16 protein-coding genes are annotated in these 15,936 nt (G+C 43.8%); 15 read left to right on the top strand and 1 reads right to left on the bottom strand.

The features are described 5' to 3' along the window. Positions 1–117: 117 nt before the first annotated feature. The 15 genes from FZC79_RS11130 (at position 118) to spoIID (ending at position 14,729) form a co-directional block, all read left to right on the top strand. On the top strand, positions 118–2,331 hold the full coding sequence (locus FZC79_RS11130) for a S8 family serine peptidase (RefSeq protein WP_148946871.1): 2,214 nt from the start codon (positions 118–120) through the stop codon (positions 2,329–2,331). Between the two features lie 691 nt (positions 2,332–3,022). Then, positions 3,023–3,244 carry an AtpZ/AtpI family protein gene (locus FZC79_RS11125; RefSeq protein WP_148946958.1) on the top strand — a complete coding sequence of 74 codons (222 nt, stop codon included), beginning with the start codon at positions 3,023–3,025 and terminating at the stop codon, positions 3,242–3,244. 6 nt (positions 3,245–3,250) lie between these two features. Then, a complete protein-coding gene (locus tag FZC79_RS11120) occupies positions 3,251–3,625 on the top strand; it encodes an ATP synthase subunit I (protein ID WP_148946870.1) in 375 nt (124 codons plus the stop codon). A 22-nt stretch (positions 3,626–3,647) separates the two neighbouring features. Beyond that, a complete protein-coding gene (gene atpB, locus FZC79_RS11115; protein WP_148946869.1) occupies positions 3,648–4,361 on the top strand; it encodes a F0F1 ATP synthase subunit A in 714 nt (237 codons plus the stop codon). Between the two features lie 70 nt (positions 4,362–4,431). Further along, complete coding sequence (gene atpE / locus FZC79_RS11110; protein WP_113928281.1) at positions 4,432–4,647, top strand: F0F1 ATP synthase subunit C; 216 nt, start codon at positions 4,432–4,434, stop codon at positions 4,645–4,647. 157 nt (positions 4,648–4,804) lie between these two features. Beyond that, the gene (gene atpF / locus FZC79_RS11105) at positions 4,805–5,320 is read left to right on the top strand and encodes a F0F1 ATP synthase subunit B (protein ID WP_148946868.1); all 516 of its coding nucleotides are present in this window, start codon (positions 4,805–4,807) and stop codon (positions 5,318–5,320) included. Then, positions 5,317–5,856: a F0F1 ATP synthase subunit delta gene (locus FZC79_RS11100; protein WP_148946867.1), complete on the top strand. Its 540-nt coding sequence runs from the start codon at positions 5,317–5,319 to the stop codon at positions 5,854–5,856. Before atpF ends, FZC79_RS11100 begins: the two co-directional genes overlap by 4 nt. Positions 5,857–5,957: 101 nt before the next feature. Continuing rightward, positions 5,958–7,466, top strand: coding sequence for a F0F1 ATP synthase subunit alpha (gene atpA / locus FZC79_RS11095; RefSeq protein ID WP_148946866.1), 1,509 nt, complete (start codon positions 5,958–5,960; stop codon positions 7,464–7,466). A 101-nt stretch (positions 7,467–7,567) separates the two neighbouring features. Beyond that, positions 7,568–8,422, top strand: coding sequence for an ATP synthase F1 subunit gamma (gene atpG, locus FZC79_RS11090; RefSeq protein WP_148946865.1), 855 nt, complete (start codon positions 7,568–7,570; stop codon positions 8,420–8,422). Between the two features lie 80 nt (positions 8,423–8,502). Continuing rightward, complete coding sequence (atpD, locus tag FZC79_RS11085; protein WP_148946864.1) at positions 8,503–9,921, top strand: F0F1 ATP synthase subunit beta; 1,419 nt, start codon at positions 8,503–8,505, stop codon at positions 9,919–9,921. 22 nt (positions 9,922–9,943) lie between these two features. Further along, positions 9,944–10,348, top strand: a complete 405-nt coding sequence (locus FZC79_RS11080; protein WP_148946863.1) for a F0F1 ATP synthase subunit epsilon — start codon at positions 9,944–9,946, stop codon at positions 10,346–10,348. 490 nt (positions 10,349–10,838) lie between these two features. Continuing rightward, complete coding sequence (locus tag FZC79_RS11075; protein ID WP_148946862.1) at positions 10,839–11,072, top strand: DUF1146 family protein; 234 nt, start codon at positions 10,839–10,841, stop codon at positions 11,070–11,072. A 273-nt stretch (positions 11,073–11,345) separates the two neighbouring features. After that, on the top strand, positions 11,346–12,086 hold the full coding sequence (locus FZC79_RS11070) for a YwmB family TATA-box binding protein (protein WP_148946861.1): 741 nt from the start codon (positions 11,346–11,348) through the stop codon (positions 12,084–12,086). A gap of 32 nt (positions 12,087–12,118) precedes the next feature. Further along, the gene (gene murA / locus FZC79_RS11065) at positions 12,119–13,438 is read left to right on the top strand and encodes a UDP-N-acetylglucosamine 1-carboxyvinyltransferase (protein ID WP_148946860.1); all 1,320 of its coding nucleotides are present in this window, start codon (positions 12,119–12,121) and stop codon (positions 13,436–13,438) included. Positions 13,439–13,715: 277 nt separating this feature from the next. Beyond that, positions 13,716–14,729: a stage II sporulation protein D gene (gene spoIID / locus FZC79_RS11060; RefSeq protein ID WP_148946859.1), complete on the top strand. Its 1,014-nt coding sequence runs from the start codon at positions 13,716–13,718 to the stop codon at positions 14,727–14,729. A gap of 676 nt (positions 14,730–15,405) precedes the next feature. On the opposite strand, the gene FZC79_RS11055 is transcribed toward spoIID, so the two are convergent. Then, positions 15,406–15,840, bottom strand: a complete 435-nt coding sequence (locus tag FZC79_RS11055; RefSeq protein ID WP_148946858.1) for a VanZ family protein — start codon at positions 15,838–15,840, stop codon at positions 15,406–15,408. Positions 15,841–15,936 lie beyond the last annotated feature (96 nt).

Here is a 15,936-nt window from a genome sequence, read left to right as displayed (position 1 = left end):
CCTCTTAGTGCTTTAAAGCAATAAAGCCCCAACTCCTCCCCCCCCGACAAACTTTCCATTATGCATACTCCCGCCTCCTTCAACAAAAGCTAACGAGAAAAGGAGGAACCACACCGTATGCGAAAAATTAGTGCACTTATATTCATATTCTTTCTAAATACCCTCCTGATACCCCTGGAACCTCAGCCGGCAGCAGCAAATGAGTTTAAAATGCCGCCGCTCAAGGGGCAGCCTGACCAGGAAGAAATCCTTATCATCGAAACTCCTCAGCCTGTCGACTCAACGAGAATCCGGGAAGAGCTCAAACCCTATACCTCGGTAAAGCTTCGGCATGTTTTTACAGAGGTCCTGTACGGCTACTCTATCAAAGGAAAACAATCGGACATCACAGAATTCCTGGCAGCCCACCCGCAATCAACGCAACTGACCACCGCTAAAGCACAAACTTACACAATAAAACGGGACAGTACGATCCCATTCGTCGGGGCTGAGAAGACAAGGGGGTACTTCGACCAGAATGGAAACAGATTAACCGGCGAGGGAGTCAAGGTGGGGATCATCGATACCGGAATGGACCTTCATCACAGGGACCTGGAGCGGAACTTTAAAGGAGGGAGAGATGTCGTCGACGGAGACAAAGAACCGATGGAGACTCTGCCGGGAAACGGCTATTCTACCATCCATGGAACTCATGTGGCTGGAATCATCGCAGCCAATGGCACTCTGCAGGGGATGGCACCTAACGCGGACCTCTTTATCTACCGGGCGCTTGGTCCGGGAGGAAGGGGAACGACCGACCAGGTGCTGGCCGCTATAGAAGCAGCTGTCAAAGACAAAGTCGACATCATCAACCTTTCTCTCGGGAGCGAGGTAAATGGACCGGATCTTCCATTAAGCAAGGCGCTGGATAAGGTTGCGGAAAAAGGCATCCTTCCTGTCGTTGCGAGTGGAAATTCCGGTCCGGGAGACTGGACCATCGGGACGCCGGCAACTTCCGCCAAGTCACTTGCAGTAGGAGCTTCCACCCCGCCGACTGATGTTCCATATCTCAGCGTAAACAACGAAAGAATCCGTCTTCTTTCTATTGATAAGACTGAACAATGGAAGGAAACCAGATATACGGATTTGTTTGATGGAGGCCTGGGTTCTCCTGAAGAACTGAAGGGGAGCTTTGGAAAAATCGCTTTAATTCAAAGAGGGAAGTACACTTTTGAAGAAAAAATTAAGAATGCCGAAAAAGCCGGTGCCAAAGGAGTGCTTCTTTATAACAACACGAAAGGACTTTTTGCGGCGATGATTTCAGCAGAAAAGGATATCCCGGCAGCAGTCATTTCAATGGAAGCTGGAAAAAAACTTTTAAAATCCAAAAGCAGGGCTTCCATTACTTTGATCAATGAACAAGACAGACTCGCTCCCTTCAGTTCAAAAGGACCCGTAACGGTGAACTGGATGATCAAGCCGGACGTGACGGCGCCCGGGGTAGATATCAACAGCACAATACCGGATGGATACATGTCCCTGCAGGGAACAAGTATGGCAGCACCTCATGTAAGCGGAGCGGCAGCCATTTTAAAACAGGCTCATCCTGAGTGGAAGGGAGCTGAACTGAAGGCAGCCTTGATGCTTTCGGCAAAAGAGATATCAGATGAGGAAGGGATTCCATATAAAGTTTATGAACAAGGAGCGGGAAGAATCAGGGTCGACAGAGCGCTGAAGCTTGATACGCTTGTGTTTCCTTCTTCCATCTCGATGGGCGGACTGCAGGACCAAAAGAAAAAACACCTGGAAAAAAAGATTGTTATAAGAAATGAGGGAAGAGAAGCAAAAACGTATTCCTTCCAGCCGGCCGACTCCAAGCACGACCTAAGATGGGAATTGCCACTGAGCTTTAAATTAAAGCCAGGGGAAGAAAAATCAGTGACTGTACGAGCTATCATCAAGAAGTTCCCCGAGAAACATGTCCTGTGGGAGGGAAGGCTCCTTCTAGAAGAAGGAACCAATGAATATTCTCTTCCTTATTTGATTGCTGCAGGGACTCCTGACTACCCGCGGATCATGGGCTTCGCTGCTGTACCGGGCGACGAGCCCGATACACTTAGATATGAAGCCTACCTGCCTGGAGGTGCTGAAGAGTTTGCACTCGCCTTATTCGATCAGGAAACGCTGCAGCTGCTCGCCGTCCTGGATCAAAAACAGCAGGCGGCCGGGATGATAGGCAATCAGGTAGCGCTTCCCTCTCCTATCAAAGGGAAGACGTTTTATGCAGTGGCTTTTGCGAAGGTCAGGGGAGATGAGGATTATCAGGAAAGTCTGATTGAATGGTACAGGTGAGGGAGCAGTGAAGACTGCTTCCTTTTTAGTATAGGTGTTTTCGCATATTTTTTAGGAAATATCCCAATAGCCAGATTTTTCCCCGGATACGAAGGATTTCCTTTATAAACAGAGGGTGCAGCTCTTTTCTTTCTTGCTTACCAGGATATTTCAGATGAAATTACGGCGTTATTTTTCGAATTGCATATAGAGCAGCAACAAAGTTTACGGAAAGAGTCTAGTACAAACATCTCGATAATCTCTATAGGCCCGCGTCCGTTTCAACAGAAGAGGACCGTCCCTGCTGGAACTGACTTAATCGGCGGGTTCTTGTTTAAAAGGGGGCAGAAGTTTGCACTATGCTCTTGGCGAACTCACCATACCAGTAGTCAAGCAAGCAGCCCCTCACTGGTATTGGTATTATCTTCTATTATAAGGCTCTTAAAACTGACAGTCTGCTAATATATAATAAAAGTGACGCTATGCTTGATTTTTTGCAAATTTGATGAAATTGTGAACAAACCTGAAACACGTGGCAAGGTTGTGAACTTTTTCACTGTAACTCATTGACATCAATAGTACCCTATTGTATGCTTACAAAGGATATGAAATGATAGGGTTTTCACTAGATTATCTTACATAAATATATCTTGCATTTTTTCAAAGAAATGTAAAAGTTCTGCCGCAATTCCCCAGAAATGTAGGGATGCCTATGCGTCATGATGATAGACGCCCGTTCCAAGCCATGGCACTATATTCGGCCATTCTCTCGCAACTTGTGGGATCCATGCTCGTCGGTATCTTCGGTGGAAGATGGCTGGACGGCTTCTTGGATACCGCACCACTTTTCTTAGTAATCGGACTCTTCCTTGGGCTAGCAACAGGAATTTATGCAATGTTCCGTACAGTCCGGACTTACTTTTCAGGAGATTAATGCTTTATGACGGAAATTCAACAGATGTACAACAGGCACCGCAAGTATATTTTTTATTTGCTGTCCATCTATGTCCTCGGATGGGGATTTACTGACTATCAGGCTGTTTTTCTGGGACTTGCCCTCGGCACGGCCATCAGCTTGTTTAACCACTGGCTTCTGGTCAGGAAAACGGTTAATTTCGGTGACAAAATCCTTGCGGGTGAGAAGATCAGGTCTTTAGGGACGACATCCAGGATGGCAAGCGCTATTTTTGCAGCAATCATAGCTGTTAGATTTCCTGAACTATTGCATCTCCCGAGTGTCATTTTTGGATTAATGACATCCTATCTTGTCATTATGATAGATTATTTGATTCAACAGCTCAAACAACATACATAGCTTGGAAGAGAGGTGAAATTCATTGCATCATGAAAATCCTACCGCTGAGTTTTTAGGGTTAACCTTTAACTTAAGTAATATTTTAATGATTACGGTAGCAAGTTTGATTGTTTTCCTCATTGCCTTCGTGTCAACAAGGAAACTGGCCATGAATCCGACCGGGTTACAGAATTTTATGGAATGGATCATGGACTTCGTCAAAAATATTGTCAAAAGCAACATGGACTGGAAAACGGGGGCGCCCTTTCACATTCTCGGCATAACGCTGCTTATGTATGTATTCGTTTCTAACATGCTGGGTCTGCCGCTTGCCGTCATCTTTGATCATGAGCTTTGGTGGAAATCCCCGACAGCTGATCCCGTCCTGACCTTGACCCTTGCAGTCATGGTTGTCGTATTGTCACATTACTACGGAATCAGGAATAAAGGATTTGCTGAATATGGTAAAGAGTATGTAAGGCCGTACTGGTTCATGTTCCCGATTAAAATCATCGAGGAATTTGCCAATACGCTGACGCTTGGTCTGCGTCTTTACGGTAATATCTACGCAGGTGAAATCCTGCTGACACTGCTTGTCGGAAGTCTGGCAATGGCAGGTGTGGGCGGCATGATAGCAGCCATCATCCCAACAATTATCTGGCAAGGTTTCTCAATTTTCATTGGATCAATTCAAGCATTTGTATTCGTTATGTTAACAATGGTTTATTTGGCTCACAAAGTCAGCCACGACCATTAATAATATATATGTTCAACCCAATTGAACAGAAATAATCTTTATTTTCATACATTGAAGGAGGAAATTAATAATGGGTTTATTAGCAGCAGCAATCGCAGTAGGTTTAGCAGCATTCGGAGCATCTATCGGTAACGGAATGATCGTTTCAAAGACAGTAGAAGGTATTGCCCGCCAGCCAGAAGCACGCGGAATGCTTCAAACAACAATGTTCATCGGTGTAGCCCTTGTTGAGGCGATTCCAATCATCGCAGTTGTTATCGCGTTCATCGTAATGGGTGGAGAATAATCTCTAACAGTAAAATGGCGAAGACACTCTCAGAGAACCTTCGCCATTCCTTTATGTCTATAATTCAATCGAAATGATGGAATAACGATATATGTAGGAGTTTCAATTCAGTTTATGTCATTGTGAAACTATCGTCTCTTGAAGGGAGTGAAATCTCGTGCAAACAACTTCATTTGTTCTAGGAGCAGCCGAATTTAACGGCGGTGATATCCTTTTCCAACTGGCCATGTTCGCCATCCTGATGGCATTGCTGAAAAAATTTGCCTGGGGTCCATTGATGGGAATCATGAAAGAACGTGAAAACCATATTGCCAGCGAGATATCTGCAGCAGAACGCAGCAGGGAAGAAGCCGGCAAGTCATTGGAAGAACAGCGTCAATTATTAAAAGAAGCCCGCCAGGAAGCTCAAACGATGATTGAGAATTCTAAAAAGCACGGTGAAGAAGAACGTGCTCAGATCATTGCTTCAGCGCGCGCAGAAGCTGACCGTATGAAAGAATCAGCGAAGAAAGAAATTGAAATCGAAAAAGATAAAGCGGTTTCCACTTTGCGTGAACAGGTTTCATCACTATCTGTTCTGATTGCATCAAAAGTTATTGAGAAAGAACTAAGTGCAGCAGATCAGCAGAAATTGATCTCTGATTATATTCAAGAGGCAGGAGAAGAGCGATGAGTAATATTGCAGTAGCAAAACGCTATGCGATAGCTCTTTTCGAGATTGCCAAAGAACATAATCAGTTAGAATCAGTTGAAGTGGAGCTTCGCATAGTCAAAACTGTATTCGAAGAGAACAAAGAATTAGGTATCCTTCTTCAATCTCCACGTATCTCCGTTGAGAAGAAAAAGGACATCGTGAAAGAAGCCTTTTCATCGGCTTCGCCATATGTAATGAACACACTGATGCTTCTCGTGGACCGCCACCGTGCAAACCAGGTAACAGCGCTGGTTGATGCTTATATCGAGCTTGCAAATGCTGAACGCGGAATAGCTGAAGCAAAAGTATACTCTGTACGTCCTCTGGATGAAGCAGAAAAAGCAGCTCTGTCTGCATCTTTTGCGAAAAAAGTCGGAAAAAGTTCATTGCGTATTGAAAATATAACAGACCCAGGCATTCTAGGCGGCTTGAAGCTGAGAATCGGCAACCGCATCTTTGACGGAAGCCTTAAAGGCAAGCTGGAGCGCTTAGAGCGTGAGTTAATTCGTAATTAAGCCGGGCAGTCCTATTCTGGACCCTGCATTAGCATAAGGGTGAGTCTCTACTTTAGAGTTACCCTGACAAAATCCAATGTAACCATAGAGGGGTGAAATTCATGAGCATTAAAGCTGAAGAAATCAGTGCGCTGATAAAAAAGCAAATTGAAAACTATCAGTCAGAAATGAAAGTAAGCGACGTAGGTACGGTAATCCAAATCGGGGACGGTATCGCACGTGCTCATGGCCTCGACAACGTCATGGCTGGAGAGCTTGTTGAGTTTTCAAACGGTGTCATGGGTATGGCACAGAACCTTGAAGAAAACAACGTAGGTATCGTAATCTTAGGACCTTACCGTGATATCAAGGAAGGCGATGAAGTTCGCCGTACAGGCCGTATCATGGAAGTTCCTGTAGGTGAAGAACTTATTGGCCGCGTTGTAAACTCACTTGGACAACCAGTTGATGGTCTTGGCCCAATCAATTCTACAAAAACTCGTCCAATCGAAAGTAAAGCAACTGGTGTTATGGATCGTAAATCTGTTCATGAGCCGCTTCAAACTGGTATCAAAGCGATCGACGCTCTTGTGCCAATCGGACGCGGACAGCGTGAATTGATCATCGGTGACCGCCAAACAGGTAAAACATCTGTTGCGATCGATACTATCCTTAACCAAAGAGATCAAGACATGGTATGTATCTATGTAGCTATCGGACAAAAAGAATCTACTGTTCGTAACGCAGTAGAAACTCTCCGTAAGCATGGTGCACTTGACTACACAATCGTCGTGACTGCATCTGCATCACAGCCTGCTCCAATGTTATTCCTGGCTCCATACGCTGGTGTAACAATGGGTGAAGAATTCATGTTTAACGGCAAGCACGTTCTTGTTGTTTATGATGATCTTTCCAAGCAAGCTGCTGCATATCGTGAACTTTCACTACTATTACGCCGTCCTCCAGGCCGTGAAGCATTCCCTGGTGACGTATTCTACTTGCACAGCCGTTTACTCGAGCGTGCAGCTAAATTGAGTGATGCGAAAGGTGCCGGTTCAATCACTGCACTTCCGTTCGTTGAAACGCAAGCAGGCGATATTTCTGCTTACATTCCTACAAACGTAATTTCCATCACTGATGGGCAGATTTTCCTTCAGTCTGACCTGTTCTTCTCTGGCGTACGTCCAGCAATCAATGCTGGTCTTTCAGTATCACGTGTTGGTGGTTCTGCCCAGATCAAAGCAATGAAAAAGGTATCTGGTACGCTTCGCCTTGACTTGGCGGCATACCGTGAGCTGGAAGCATTTGCCCAGTTCGGTTCTGATCTTGATAAAGCGACACAAGCGAAGCTTAACCGCGGTGCGCGTACAGTAGAAGTACTGAAGCAGGATCTTAACAAGCCGATAAAAGTTGAAAAACAAGTTATGATTCTTTATTCCTTGACTAAAGGATTCCTTGATGACATTCCGGTTGGAGATATCCGCCGTTTCGAAGAAGAATTCCTTAGCTGGTTAGATCGCAACCATACTGATTTGTTAGACCATATCAGAACGACAAAAGGTCTTCCTGAAGACAATGCTATGGCAGCCGCTATCAACGAATTCAAGAAAACTTTTGCCAAGTCTGAATAATTCAAACCGTAATGACAACGGCAGGACGGCGGGGAAATCCGCTTGCCCTGTCGCGTGTTTTTAAGGTAAGGTCCGAACAATAAAAAGGGTGGTGAGAACCAGTGGCATCGTTACGCGACATTAAATCTCGTATAACTTCTACGAAAAAGACGAGTCAAATAACAAAAGCTATGCAAATGGTTTCTGCATCAAAGATGGCCCGTGCTGAATCGAATGCGAAAGCCTTCGTTCCTTATATGGGGAAAATCCAGGAAGTCGTTTCCTCGATTGCTGGAAGCACAGACGCATCCCATCCGATGCTAGTCTCCCGCCCCGTTAAAAAAACCGGCTACTTGGTCATCACTTCTGACCGCGGTTTAGCGGGAGCATATAACAGTAATGTTATACGACTTGTCCATAACAAAATTAAAGAACGCCATTCATCCAATGATGAATTTGCTATTATCGCAATCGGCCGTATCGGCAGGGACTACTTCCAGAAACGCGGATTCAATATCATTGAAGGCATCACTGGAATCCCGGATCAGCCGAGCTTTTCAGATATAAAAGATATCGCTAATAAAGCAGTGGGCATGTTCTCGGATGGTGCTTATGATGAGTTGTATTTATACTACAACCATTATGTCAGTGCCATTCAGCAGGATGTTACGGAAGCGAAAGTTCTGCCATTGACAGATCTTGAAACTTCATCGATGCAAACATCTTATGAATTTGATCCATCTGCAGAGGCTATCTTAGAAGTCCTGCTTCCTCAATATGCTGAGAGTCTGATCTACGGTGCATTGCTTGATGGTAAAGCCAGTGAGCATGCTGCCCGTATGTCAGCGATGAAGTCTGCAACGGATAATGCGAAAGACTTGATCAACAGCTTGTCTCTTTCTTACAACCGTGCCCGTCAGGCTGCCATCACTCAGGAAATCACCGAAATTGTCGGTGGAGCAGCAGCATTAGAATAAAACTCATAACGGCTGGAGCATATCCTGCCCAGCTTTTTCTTATTACATTTGTCGTCAAAAGCTAGATAGGAGGGAAAAAGATGAACAAAGGACACGTTCTTCAAGTAATGGGTCCGGTTGTTGACGTTAAGTTCGAAAGCGGTCAACTGCCTGATATCTTTAACGCTCTTGTTATCAAACAAGAAGCGAAAGCAGATGCAAAAAGCATCGATTTAACATTAGAAGTTGCCCTTCACCTAGGCGATGATACGGTCCGCACGATTGCGATGGACTCCACTGATGGATTAACTCGCGGAATCGAAGTGGCAGACACTGGGGCTCCTATCTCCGTTCCAGTTGGTGATGTCACTCTAGGACGCGTATTCAACGTACTTGGTGAAACTATTGACCTTGATGAAAATATCGACAGCAGTGCACGCCGTGATCCAATTCACAGAGAAGCGCCTAAATTCGATGAACTTTCAACAGAGGTAGAAATCCTTGAAACAGGCATTAAAGTAGTAGACCTTCTTGCTCCTTATATTAAAGGTGGTAAGATTGGACTATTCGGTGGTGCCGGTGTAGGTAAAACTGTTCTAATCCAGGAGCTTATCAATAACATCGCTCAAGAGCATGGCGGTCTTTCTGTATTCGCCGGTGTAGGTGAGCGTACTCGTGAAGGAAATGACCTTTTCCATGAGATGAGCGACTCTGGAGTTATCAAGAAAACAGCAATGGTATTCGGCCAGATGAACGAACCGCCAGGAGCACGTATGCGTGTTGCCTTGACTGGTCTTACAATGGCTGAATATTTCCGAGATGAGCAAGGGCAGGACGTTCTTCTGTTCGTTGACAACATCTTCCGTTTTACACAAGCAGGTTCCGAGGTTTCCGCCCTTCTAGGCCGTATGCCTTCAGCGGTTGGTTACCAGCCGACACTTGCAACGGACATGGGTCAATTACAGGAACGTATCACGTCCACAAACGTTGGTTCTGTTACTTCAATCCAAGCGATTTATGTACCAGCCGATGATTACACGGATCCAGCTCCTGCAACAACTTTCGCTCACCTTGACGCTACAACAAACCTTGAGCGTAAACTTTCCGAGATGGGTATTTACCCAGCGGTAGATCCACTTGCTTCGACTTCTCGTGCGCTTTCTCCTGAAATTGTTGGAGAAGAACACTACAGTGTGGCACGTCAGGTTCAGCAGACATTACAGCGTTATAAAGAACTTCAAGATATCATTGCAATCCTTGGTATGGATGAGCTTTCAGATGAAGACAAATTGATTGTATCACGCGCACGCCGTGTTCAATTCTTCCTGTCTCAGAACTTCCACGTTGCTGAGCAGTTCACCGGCCAAAAAGGTTCATATGTTGAAGTTAAAGATACTGTTCAAGACTTCAAACAGATTCTTGAAGGTAAGTATGACCACATTCCAGAAGATGCATTCCGTCTTGTAGGTCCAATGAGCGACGTACTGAAAGCAGCAAAAGAGATGGGTGTAGAAGTATAATCAGGGACCAGGAGGGAATAAAATGCAGACATTAAAGGTCAATATTGTCACTCCCGATGGCCCAGTGTACGAATCTGAAGTGGAAATGGTAAGCACCAAAGCTCAAAGCGGTGAGCTTGGAATCCTTCCAGGACATATTCCAATGGTTGCTCCATTGCAAATCGGTGCCGTCCGTTTGAAAAATGGCAACGACACTGAGCTTGTAGCTGTCAGCGGCGGCTTCTTGGAAGTCCGCCCTGATCAAGTGACAATTCTGGCGCAATCAGCAGAAAGATCTACAGCGATTGATGTTGAACGTGCCCAGGAAGCAAAAAATCGTGCAGAAAGCCGCTTGAATGCGAGCAAGGAAGAAATCGACTTCCGCCGCGCTGAACTTGCCCTTCGTCGTGCAATGAACCGTATCGACGTGCACAATCGTAATTTCTAATAAAACAACAAACCCTAAAAAAAACGCCTCTCCTGACCGGAAAGGCGTTTTTTTATTGTATAAGTGAAGATAAAATTCACCTAGGATTTTTAGCTGTGTGATCCACATCCAGCTCAATCGCCTAGCCCCTCGGGATCAAATAACCTCAAGAGAATGAAAGAAAGAACGCCTTTTTTCTCTTGAGAACATTTGCCTGTCGGGGCTGACCAAGGCGCTTCCGCTTTTGTTTTTTTGAGTTAAACAACTAAAATGGACAGCTCCTCATCATGCAGAATAATGTCATGTACTTAAGGAACAGTACTGCAAGTGCTTAAAAGCGGTGAATCGTGATGGGGACTTTCCCTGAATTTCTTTACAGTGTTAAAGAGTACTGAAATATTTGTAAAATTTGTTTCTGATAAGTTTAGGTGTGCTACAATAGGGTATATGTCGAAAGTTGCGATATTTTGGTGTCGAATTTTTACATAGATCTATGTGAGGAGTAATGGATATGTTAGAAGGTTTTGGACAACAAGCCATCACAAACATGCTTGTTCATTTAACATTTATTGCCGTCAGCTTTTGGGCATTGCAAGCTTTGAACTTTGACAAGTTCTTGAGGGCGAACCGGATTTTTCAGGCAAGGCTTTTATTCATTCTGATGTCGATTGCTTTGGGATCCATAGTGGGGAATTTCTTTCTCGATTATTTAATGTGGTCACAGCAGCTGCCTTTTATTTTTTAAACTGTCACCAATTTGTAAAAAAATAGGTCGTTGTACATGTGTTCAAATACAGCGGGATTGAGTATGCTTTCTATTGTGTGTTTCTTTTCACAAAGCGGGTTCCAATATTACATTGACAGCAGAGTGGATGAAACAGTCACAAACTCCATAGATGAGTCTAAAATATAAAGAGCTAAAAATATAGTGAGCCTTTGAAATATGTAAAAAGATGACGACAATTCCCAAGTATGTTCCTCCCCTCACAGGAAACACTGTGAATAAGGGGGAGAGACTATGAAGAAATATACATTTGTACTTTTGGTATTTTTAATGGGGATTTGTTTTACGATCGTAATTAGTGGTAAATACACTATTGCATCCACTCATCCTTTAGATATAGAACGGCTTGCAGATGCGGTTACTGAATCGGATGGACGTATTACTGAATGGTCTCTATATGCAAGAGAAAACTTAAATTTCTCCACGGATAAAGGTTTTACAACTTATGTAGAAAGTATGCAAAGAGAAAATCCGGACTTTCGCTGGGAGTATACCCAAAATAATGAAAGTCTAGAATTTAAAGGTTTAATCGAGCATGCATCCGGGGTAGAGATGATTAAAGTAGTAACGACAAAAGATGACAACCACCAATCGTATGTGATATACGAATTCCGCGGAAACAAATGGAATCATCTTACGAAACAGTCTATTCAAAACCATTATCTTCCTAAATTGAAAAATCATTTTGCAGGGGAACCCTTTATTTTCTCTTGTATCAAAGGCGAATTCAGTGATACACTTGACGGTGTTTTATCAAAGCAATCAAACAAGTTACTTTCTATTTTAGAGGCAAATGAGTTGGAGTCATTAAAAGAGAACGATTTTTATTCAATATCAGCTTTCTCAAATAAATTCGAACAATTTGTGCCGACTGATAATCAAAACATGAACTTGCAACTAGGCCTGCGGAAAAAAGGATTGGGCACACAGACAACCTTTGTCATTGGCACACCCATCCTTATGGTTGAATATTAATATAGAGAAATTGGACGCGGAGGGGAATACTCTTGGAAAAAATTATCGTCCGCGGCGGCCAGAGTCTTAACGGTACTGTAAAAGCAGAAGGTGCTAAAAATGCTGTTTTGCCTGTGATCGCTGCTACATTATTAGCTAGTGAAGGAAAGAGTGTCATCAAGGATGTACCTACTCTATCCGATGTATATACGATCAATGAAGTTTTACGTCATTTAAATACAGATGTTTCATTTTCTAATAACGAAATCACAGTAGATGCATCCAGAGAGTTATTAGTGGAAGCACCATTCGAATACGTGCGCAAGATGCGGGCTTCTGTTCTGGTAATGGGATCTTTGCTTGGCAGAACTGGCCGGGCGCGTGTAGCATTGCCTGGAGGCTGTGCAATCGGTTCAAGGCCGATCGACCAGCATCTTAAGGGCTTTGAAGCAATGGGTGCAAAAGTGAAAGTCGGTAATGGTTTCATTGAAGCTGAAGTCGACGGCGGAAGATTAAAAGGCGCGAAAGTTTATTTGGACTTTCCAAGTGTAGGAGCAACGGAAAACATCATGATGGCTGCTGTACTTGCGGAAGGTACGACTATCCTTGAAAACGTTGCTAAAGAACCTGAGATTGTAGACCTTGCCAACTTCCTTAACAAAATGGGAGGAAACGTCAAAGGTGCCGGTACCGGAACAATCCGTATCGAAGGGGTTGAACGCCTGTATGGTGTTGAGCATAGCATCATCCCTGACCGGATCGAAGCTGGAACGTTTATGGTTGCTGCGGCAATCACAAAAGGAAACGTGCTCGTTAAAGGTGCTATCGCAGAGCATATGTCCTCTTTAGTTGCTAAAATGGAAGAAATGGGCGTTACAATTATTGAAGAGGAAGATGGTTTAAGAGTCATCGGGCCGGAAAAATTAAAGCCTGTTGATATCAAAACCATGCCTCACCCTGGCTTCCCAACTGATATGCAGTCACAAATGATGGCTCTATTGCTTTGTGCAGAAGGAACAAGCGTCATTTCAGAAACAGTTTTCGAAAACCGCTTCATGCACGTAGAAGAATTTCGTCGTATGAATGCAGATATTAAAATTGAAGGCCGTTCTGTTATCATTAACGGACCTGTATCACTGCAAGGTGCGGAAGTTGGAGCAACCGATTTGCGTGCAGCAGCAGCATTGACTATTGCCGGTCTTGTTGCAGAAGGATACACTCGTGTAACAGAACTGCAGCATCTTGACCGCGGTTATGTTGATTTCCATAAAAAACTGGCAGGAATCGGTGCGGACATCGAGCGTGTGAAAGAAATGGAAGACGAAGTGAACCTTACTTCTGATGAGCAGATCATATCTGACCTTAATGCGTAAATAGATATCTTTCAAAAGCTCTGCATCTGCAGAGCTTTTTTCAATTATCAGACTAACATACATACCCGCTGGAATAAAATAACTTGCCTGCTTCAGTGCTCTAAAGCGCCAAAAGGGACTGTCCCTCTTTATGCTTTAAAGTGATAAAGCGAGCGTCCACTTCTTTAATTTTTTCTGCATTTCGTAGTTATAATTGCTTGTCCACTGCCATAGATATGAAGTGAGGTGAAGAAGTTCAGGCTTCTTCGCTTTAATCATTGTTATGGAGGCATCGGACATGAAGCAGTTCAAACCAGTAATCATTACAGTCGCAATCCTAATGGCCGTCACTTTTCTAGTACCCACACTCGTAGTGCTTCCCTTCTCAGATAATGAAGCAAGCAGCCAGCTGGACGAGGAAAGCAAGAAGCCGAAAGAGACCACTCTATTGGAAGATTCAGTAGAGGTCGCTGTCTACAGGTCCAGCAAAGAGATCATTGAAAAGCTTCCATTAGAGGAATATGTCGTTGGAGTCGTGGCGGGAGAAATGCCTGCCGATTTTGAAATAGAGGCCTTGAAGGCACAAGCACTCGCAGCCAGGACATTTATTGTAAATCAATTGATGAACAAAAGCGGAAATGTCCCAGAAGGTGCAGATGTTACCGATACGGTTACCCATCAAGTTTTTAGTAATAATGAAGAGCTTAAGAAGCACTGGGGAGCCGACTATCAATGGAAGATGGAAAAAATCGCGAAAGCTGTACTGGAGACCAAAGGAAAGATCCTGACATATGAAGGTAATCCGATTGATGCGGCTTTCTTTTCTACAAGCAATGGCTTCACAGAGAATTCCGAAGCCTACTGGCCAAATGCTGTACCTTATTTAAAAAGCGTAGAAAGTCCATGGGATGCAGAATCACCTAAATTCAACTCCCAGAAGGTTGTACCGGTCACTGAATTTCAGGAAAAGCTAGGCATCAGCCTTGCAGGAGACGGATCTGTGGGCACTATAACTGATAGAACACCCGGTCAGCGAGTTGGGGGTGTTGTGATCAACGGCAAGGAATTCACCGGACGGGAAATTCGTGAAAAGCTGGATTTGCGTTCTTCTGACTTTACCTGGTATCGAAAAGGTGATCATATTGTCATCACAACCAAAGGATATGGGCACGGGGTCGGCATGAGCCAATATGGAGCAAATGGGATGGCAAAAGAAGGCAAAAGCTTTGAGGAAATTGTCACTCATTATTATAAAGATGTGAAAGTAAGTTCTTCGGATACCATCTTAAAGCAGTTTACGGCTAAAAAGTAAGCAAGAAATAACTTTGCATTTTCAACTTGTATCCGGAGTTAGGATTTCCGCTCCAGATGTGCGACTCCGCGGGGCGGGCGTTGAGCCTCCTCGGCTTCGCCTGTATATAAAGTGGAAGCGCCCCGATCAGGCCCGACAGGCAAATGTTCCGAAGAGAAAAAAAGGCGAACTTTCCTTTTATTCTCTTCGGGTTTTTTGACCCCGAGGGGCTAGGCGCTGGAACTAGACGACCGCTAGTCCCGCAGGAGGTCGCACACCTTCCGCTTCAATCCTGCAAAGTATGTAATTTAGCTATTCTTAGAAATTCGATGTGTACCTGAAAAACTCTACCTAATCTCACATAAATAAATATAACTCATTAAGAGGACGAACTCATCACGATTTTGTCCTTTAATTTTTCTTCTGTTTACGCTTTATTCACATTAATTATGGGCATAGTCATGCGAAGAAAATCTTTTTTTGTTCTTCACCTTTAAAAAAGACGATAAGGGGTCACTCACTCACTTTTATGGTACCTGTTACTTTGATAAAACAGATAACATTTCCTGGTAATTGATGTTGTATGAATAGAGGAATAAAAGTTAAGAATATAACAGCAGCGACCTGTTAAGGATAATTAAATAAAAAAAGCGTGCCAGCAAAATTTTGCCGGCACGCTTTTTTATTTATCTATCTGCTAACCATTTAATTTTACCCGTACTTTCTCCATCCCCCGTGCTATAGCATGATTCTTATTTCCGAAATAAGTCCGATTCACAATCACCAAACAAACAGCTACTCCGAAAAGGTCCTTGGCGGCATCAATCAGGGTAGCGGAACGATAAGGGACAAAGGATTGATGGATTTCGTCTGTAAGGCCATAGAAGCCGGCTGCCAGGGCAGCAGCAAAGCTTGCGGCATATGTCAGTCGGTCATGTGCCAATAAGGCAAGGATGAATAAGACATACAGGATCGCAAATTCCACCAGATGAAGAGATTCTTTGAATGTACGGTCTAACCACTCATCCTCCATTTTGATTATCATATCCGCAGGGTTGCTCGACATATACCAAATCAAAGCCATATATATAAATGGGGCAGCAGTAAGTGCCCACTTAACGATTCTTAACATGATTAAATCCTTCCTGTAGAAAATATTCTTCTTGTTATTTTACCATTAACCCAGCTTTCTTCCATATCAAAAAAGAAAATGTGATAAAACATACAT

This window comes from Rossellomorea vietnamensis (assembly GCF_008180615.1).
GTDB classification, from domain to species: domain Bacteria; phylum Bacillota; class Bacilli; order Bacillales; family Bacillaceae_B; genus Rossellomorea; species Rossellomorea vietnamensis_D.
Note: the sequence above shows the minus strand (reverse complement) of the source record. Positions and strands in the feature narration are given on the sequence as shown.

Coding starts and splice junctions, on each gene's coding strand:
- atpD (WP_148946864.1), top strand. CDS start 8,503: ATGAACAAAGGACACGTTCTTCAAGTAATGGGTCCGGTTGTTGACGTT.
- FZC79_RS11075 (WP_148946862.1), top strand. CDS start 10,839: ATGTTAGAAGGTTTTGGACAACAAGCCATCACAAACATGCTTGTTCAT.
- FZC79_RS11055 (WP_148946858.1), bottom strand. CDS start 15,840: ATGTTAAGAATCGTTAAGTGGGCACTTACTGCTGCCCCATTTATATAT.
- FZC79_RS11125 (WP_148946958.1), top strand. CDS start 3,023: ATGCGTCATGATGATAGACGCCCGTTCCAAGCCATGGCACTATATTCG.
- FZC79_RS11100 (WP_148946867.1), top strand. CDS start 5,317: ATGAGTAATATTGCAGTAGCAAAACGCTATGCGATAGCTCTTTTCGAG.
- FZC79_RS11080 (WP_148946863.1), top strand. CDS start 9,944: ATGCAGACATTAAAGGTCAATATTGTCACTCCCGATGGCCCAGTGTAC.
- FZC79_RS11120 (WP_148946870.1), top strand. CDS start 3,251: ATGACGGAAATTCAACAGATGTACAACAGGCACCGCAAGTATATTTTT.
- atpA (WP_148946866.1), top strand. CDS start 5,958: ATGAGCATTAAAGCTGAAGAAATCAGTGCGCTGATAAAAAAGCAAATT.
- FZC79_RS11070 (WP_148946861.1), top strand. CDS start 11,346: ATGAAGAAATATACATTTGTACTTTTGGTATTTTTAATGGGGATTTGT.
- atpE (WP_113928281.1), top strand. CDS start 4,432: ATGGGTTTATTAGCAGCAGCAATCGCAGTAGGTTTAGCAGCATTCGGA.
- FZC79_RS11130 (WP_148946871.1), top strand. CDS start 118: ATGCGAAAAATTAGTGCACTTATATTCATATTCTTTCTAAATACCCTC.
- spoIID (WP_148946859.1), top strand. CDS start 13,716: ATGAAGCAGTTCAAACCAGTAATCATTACAGTCGCAATCCTAATGGCC.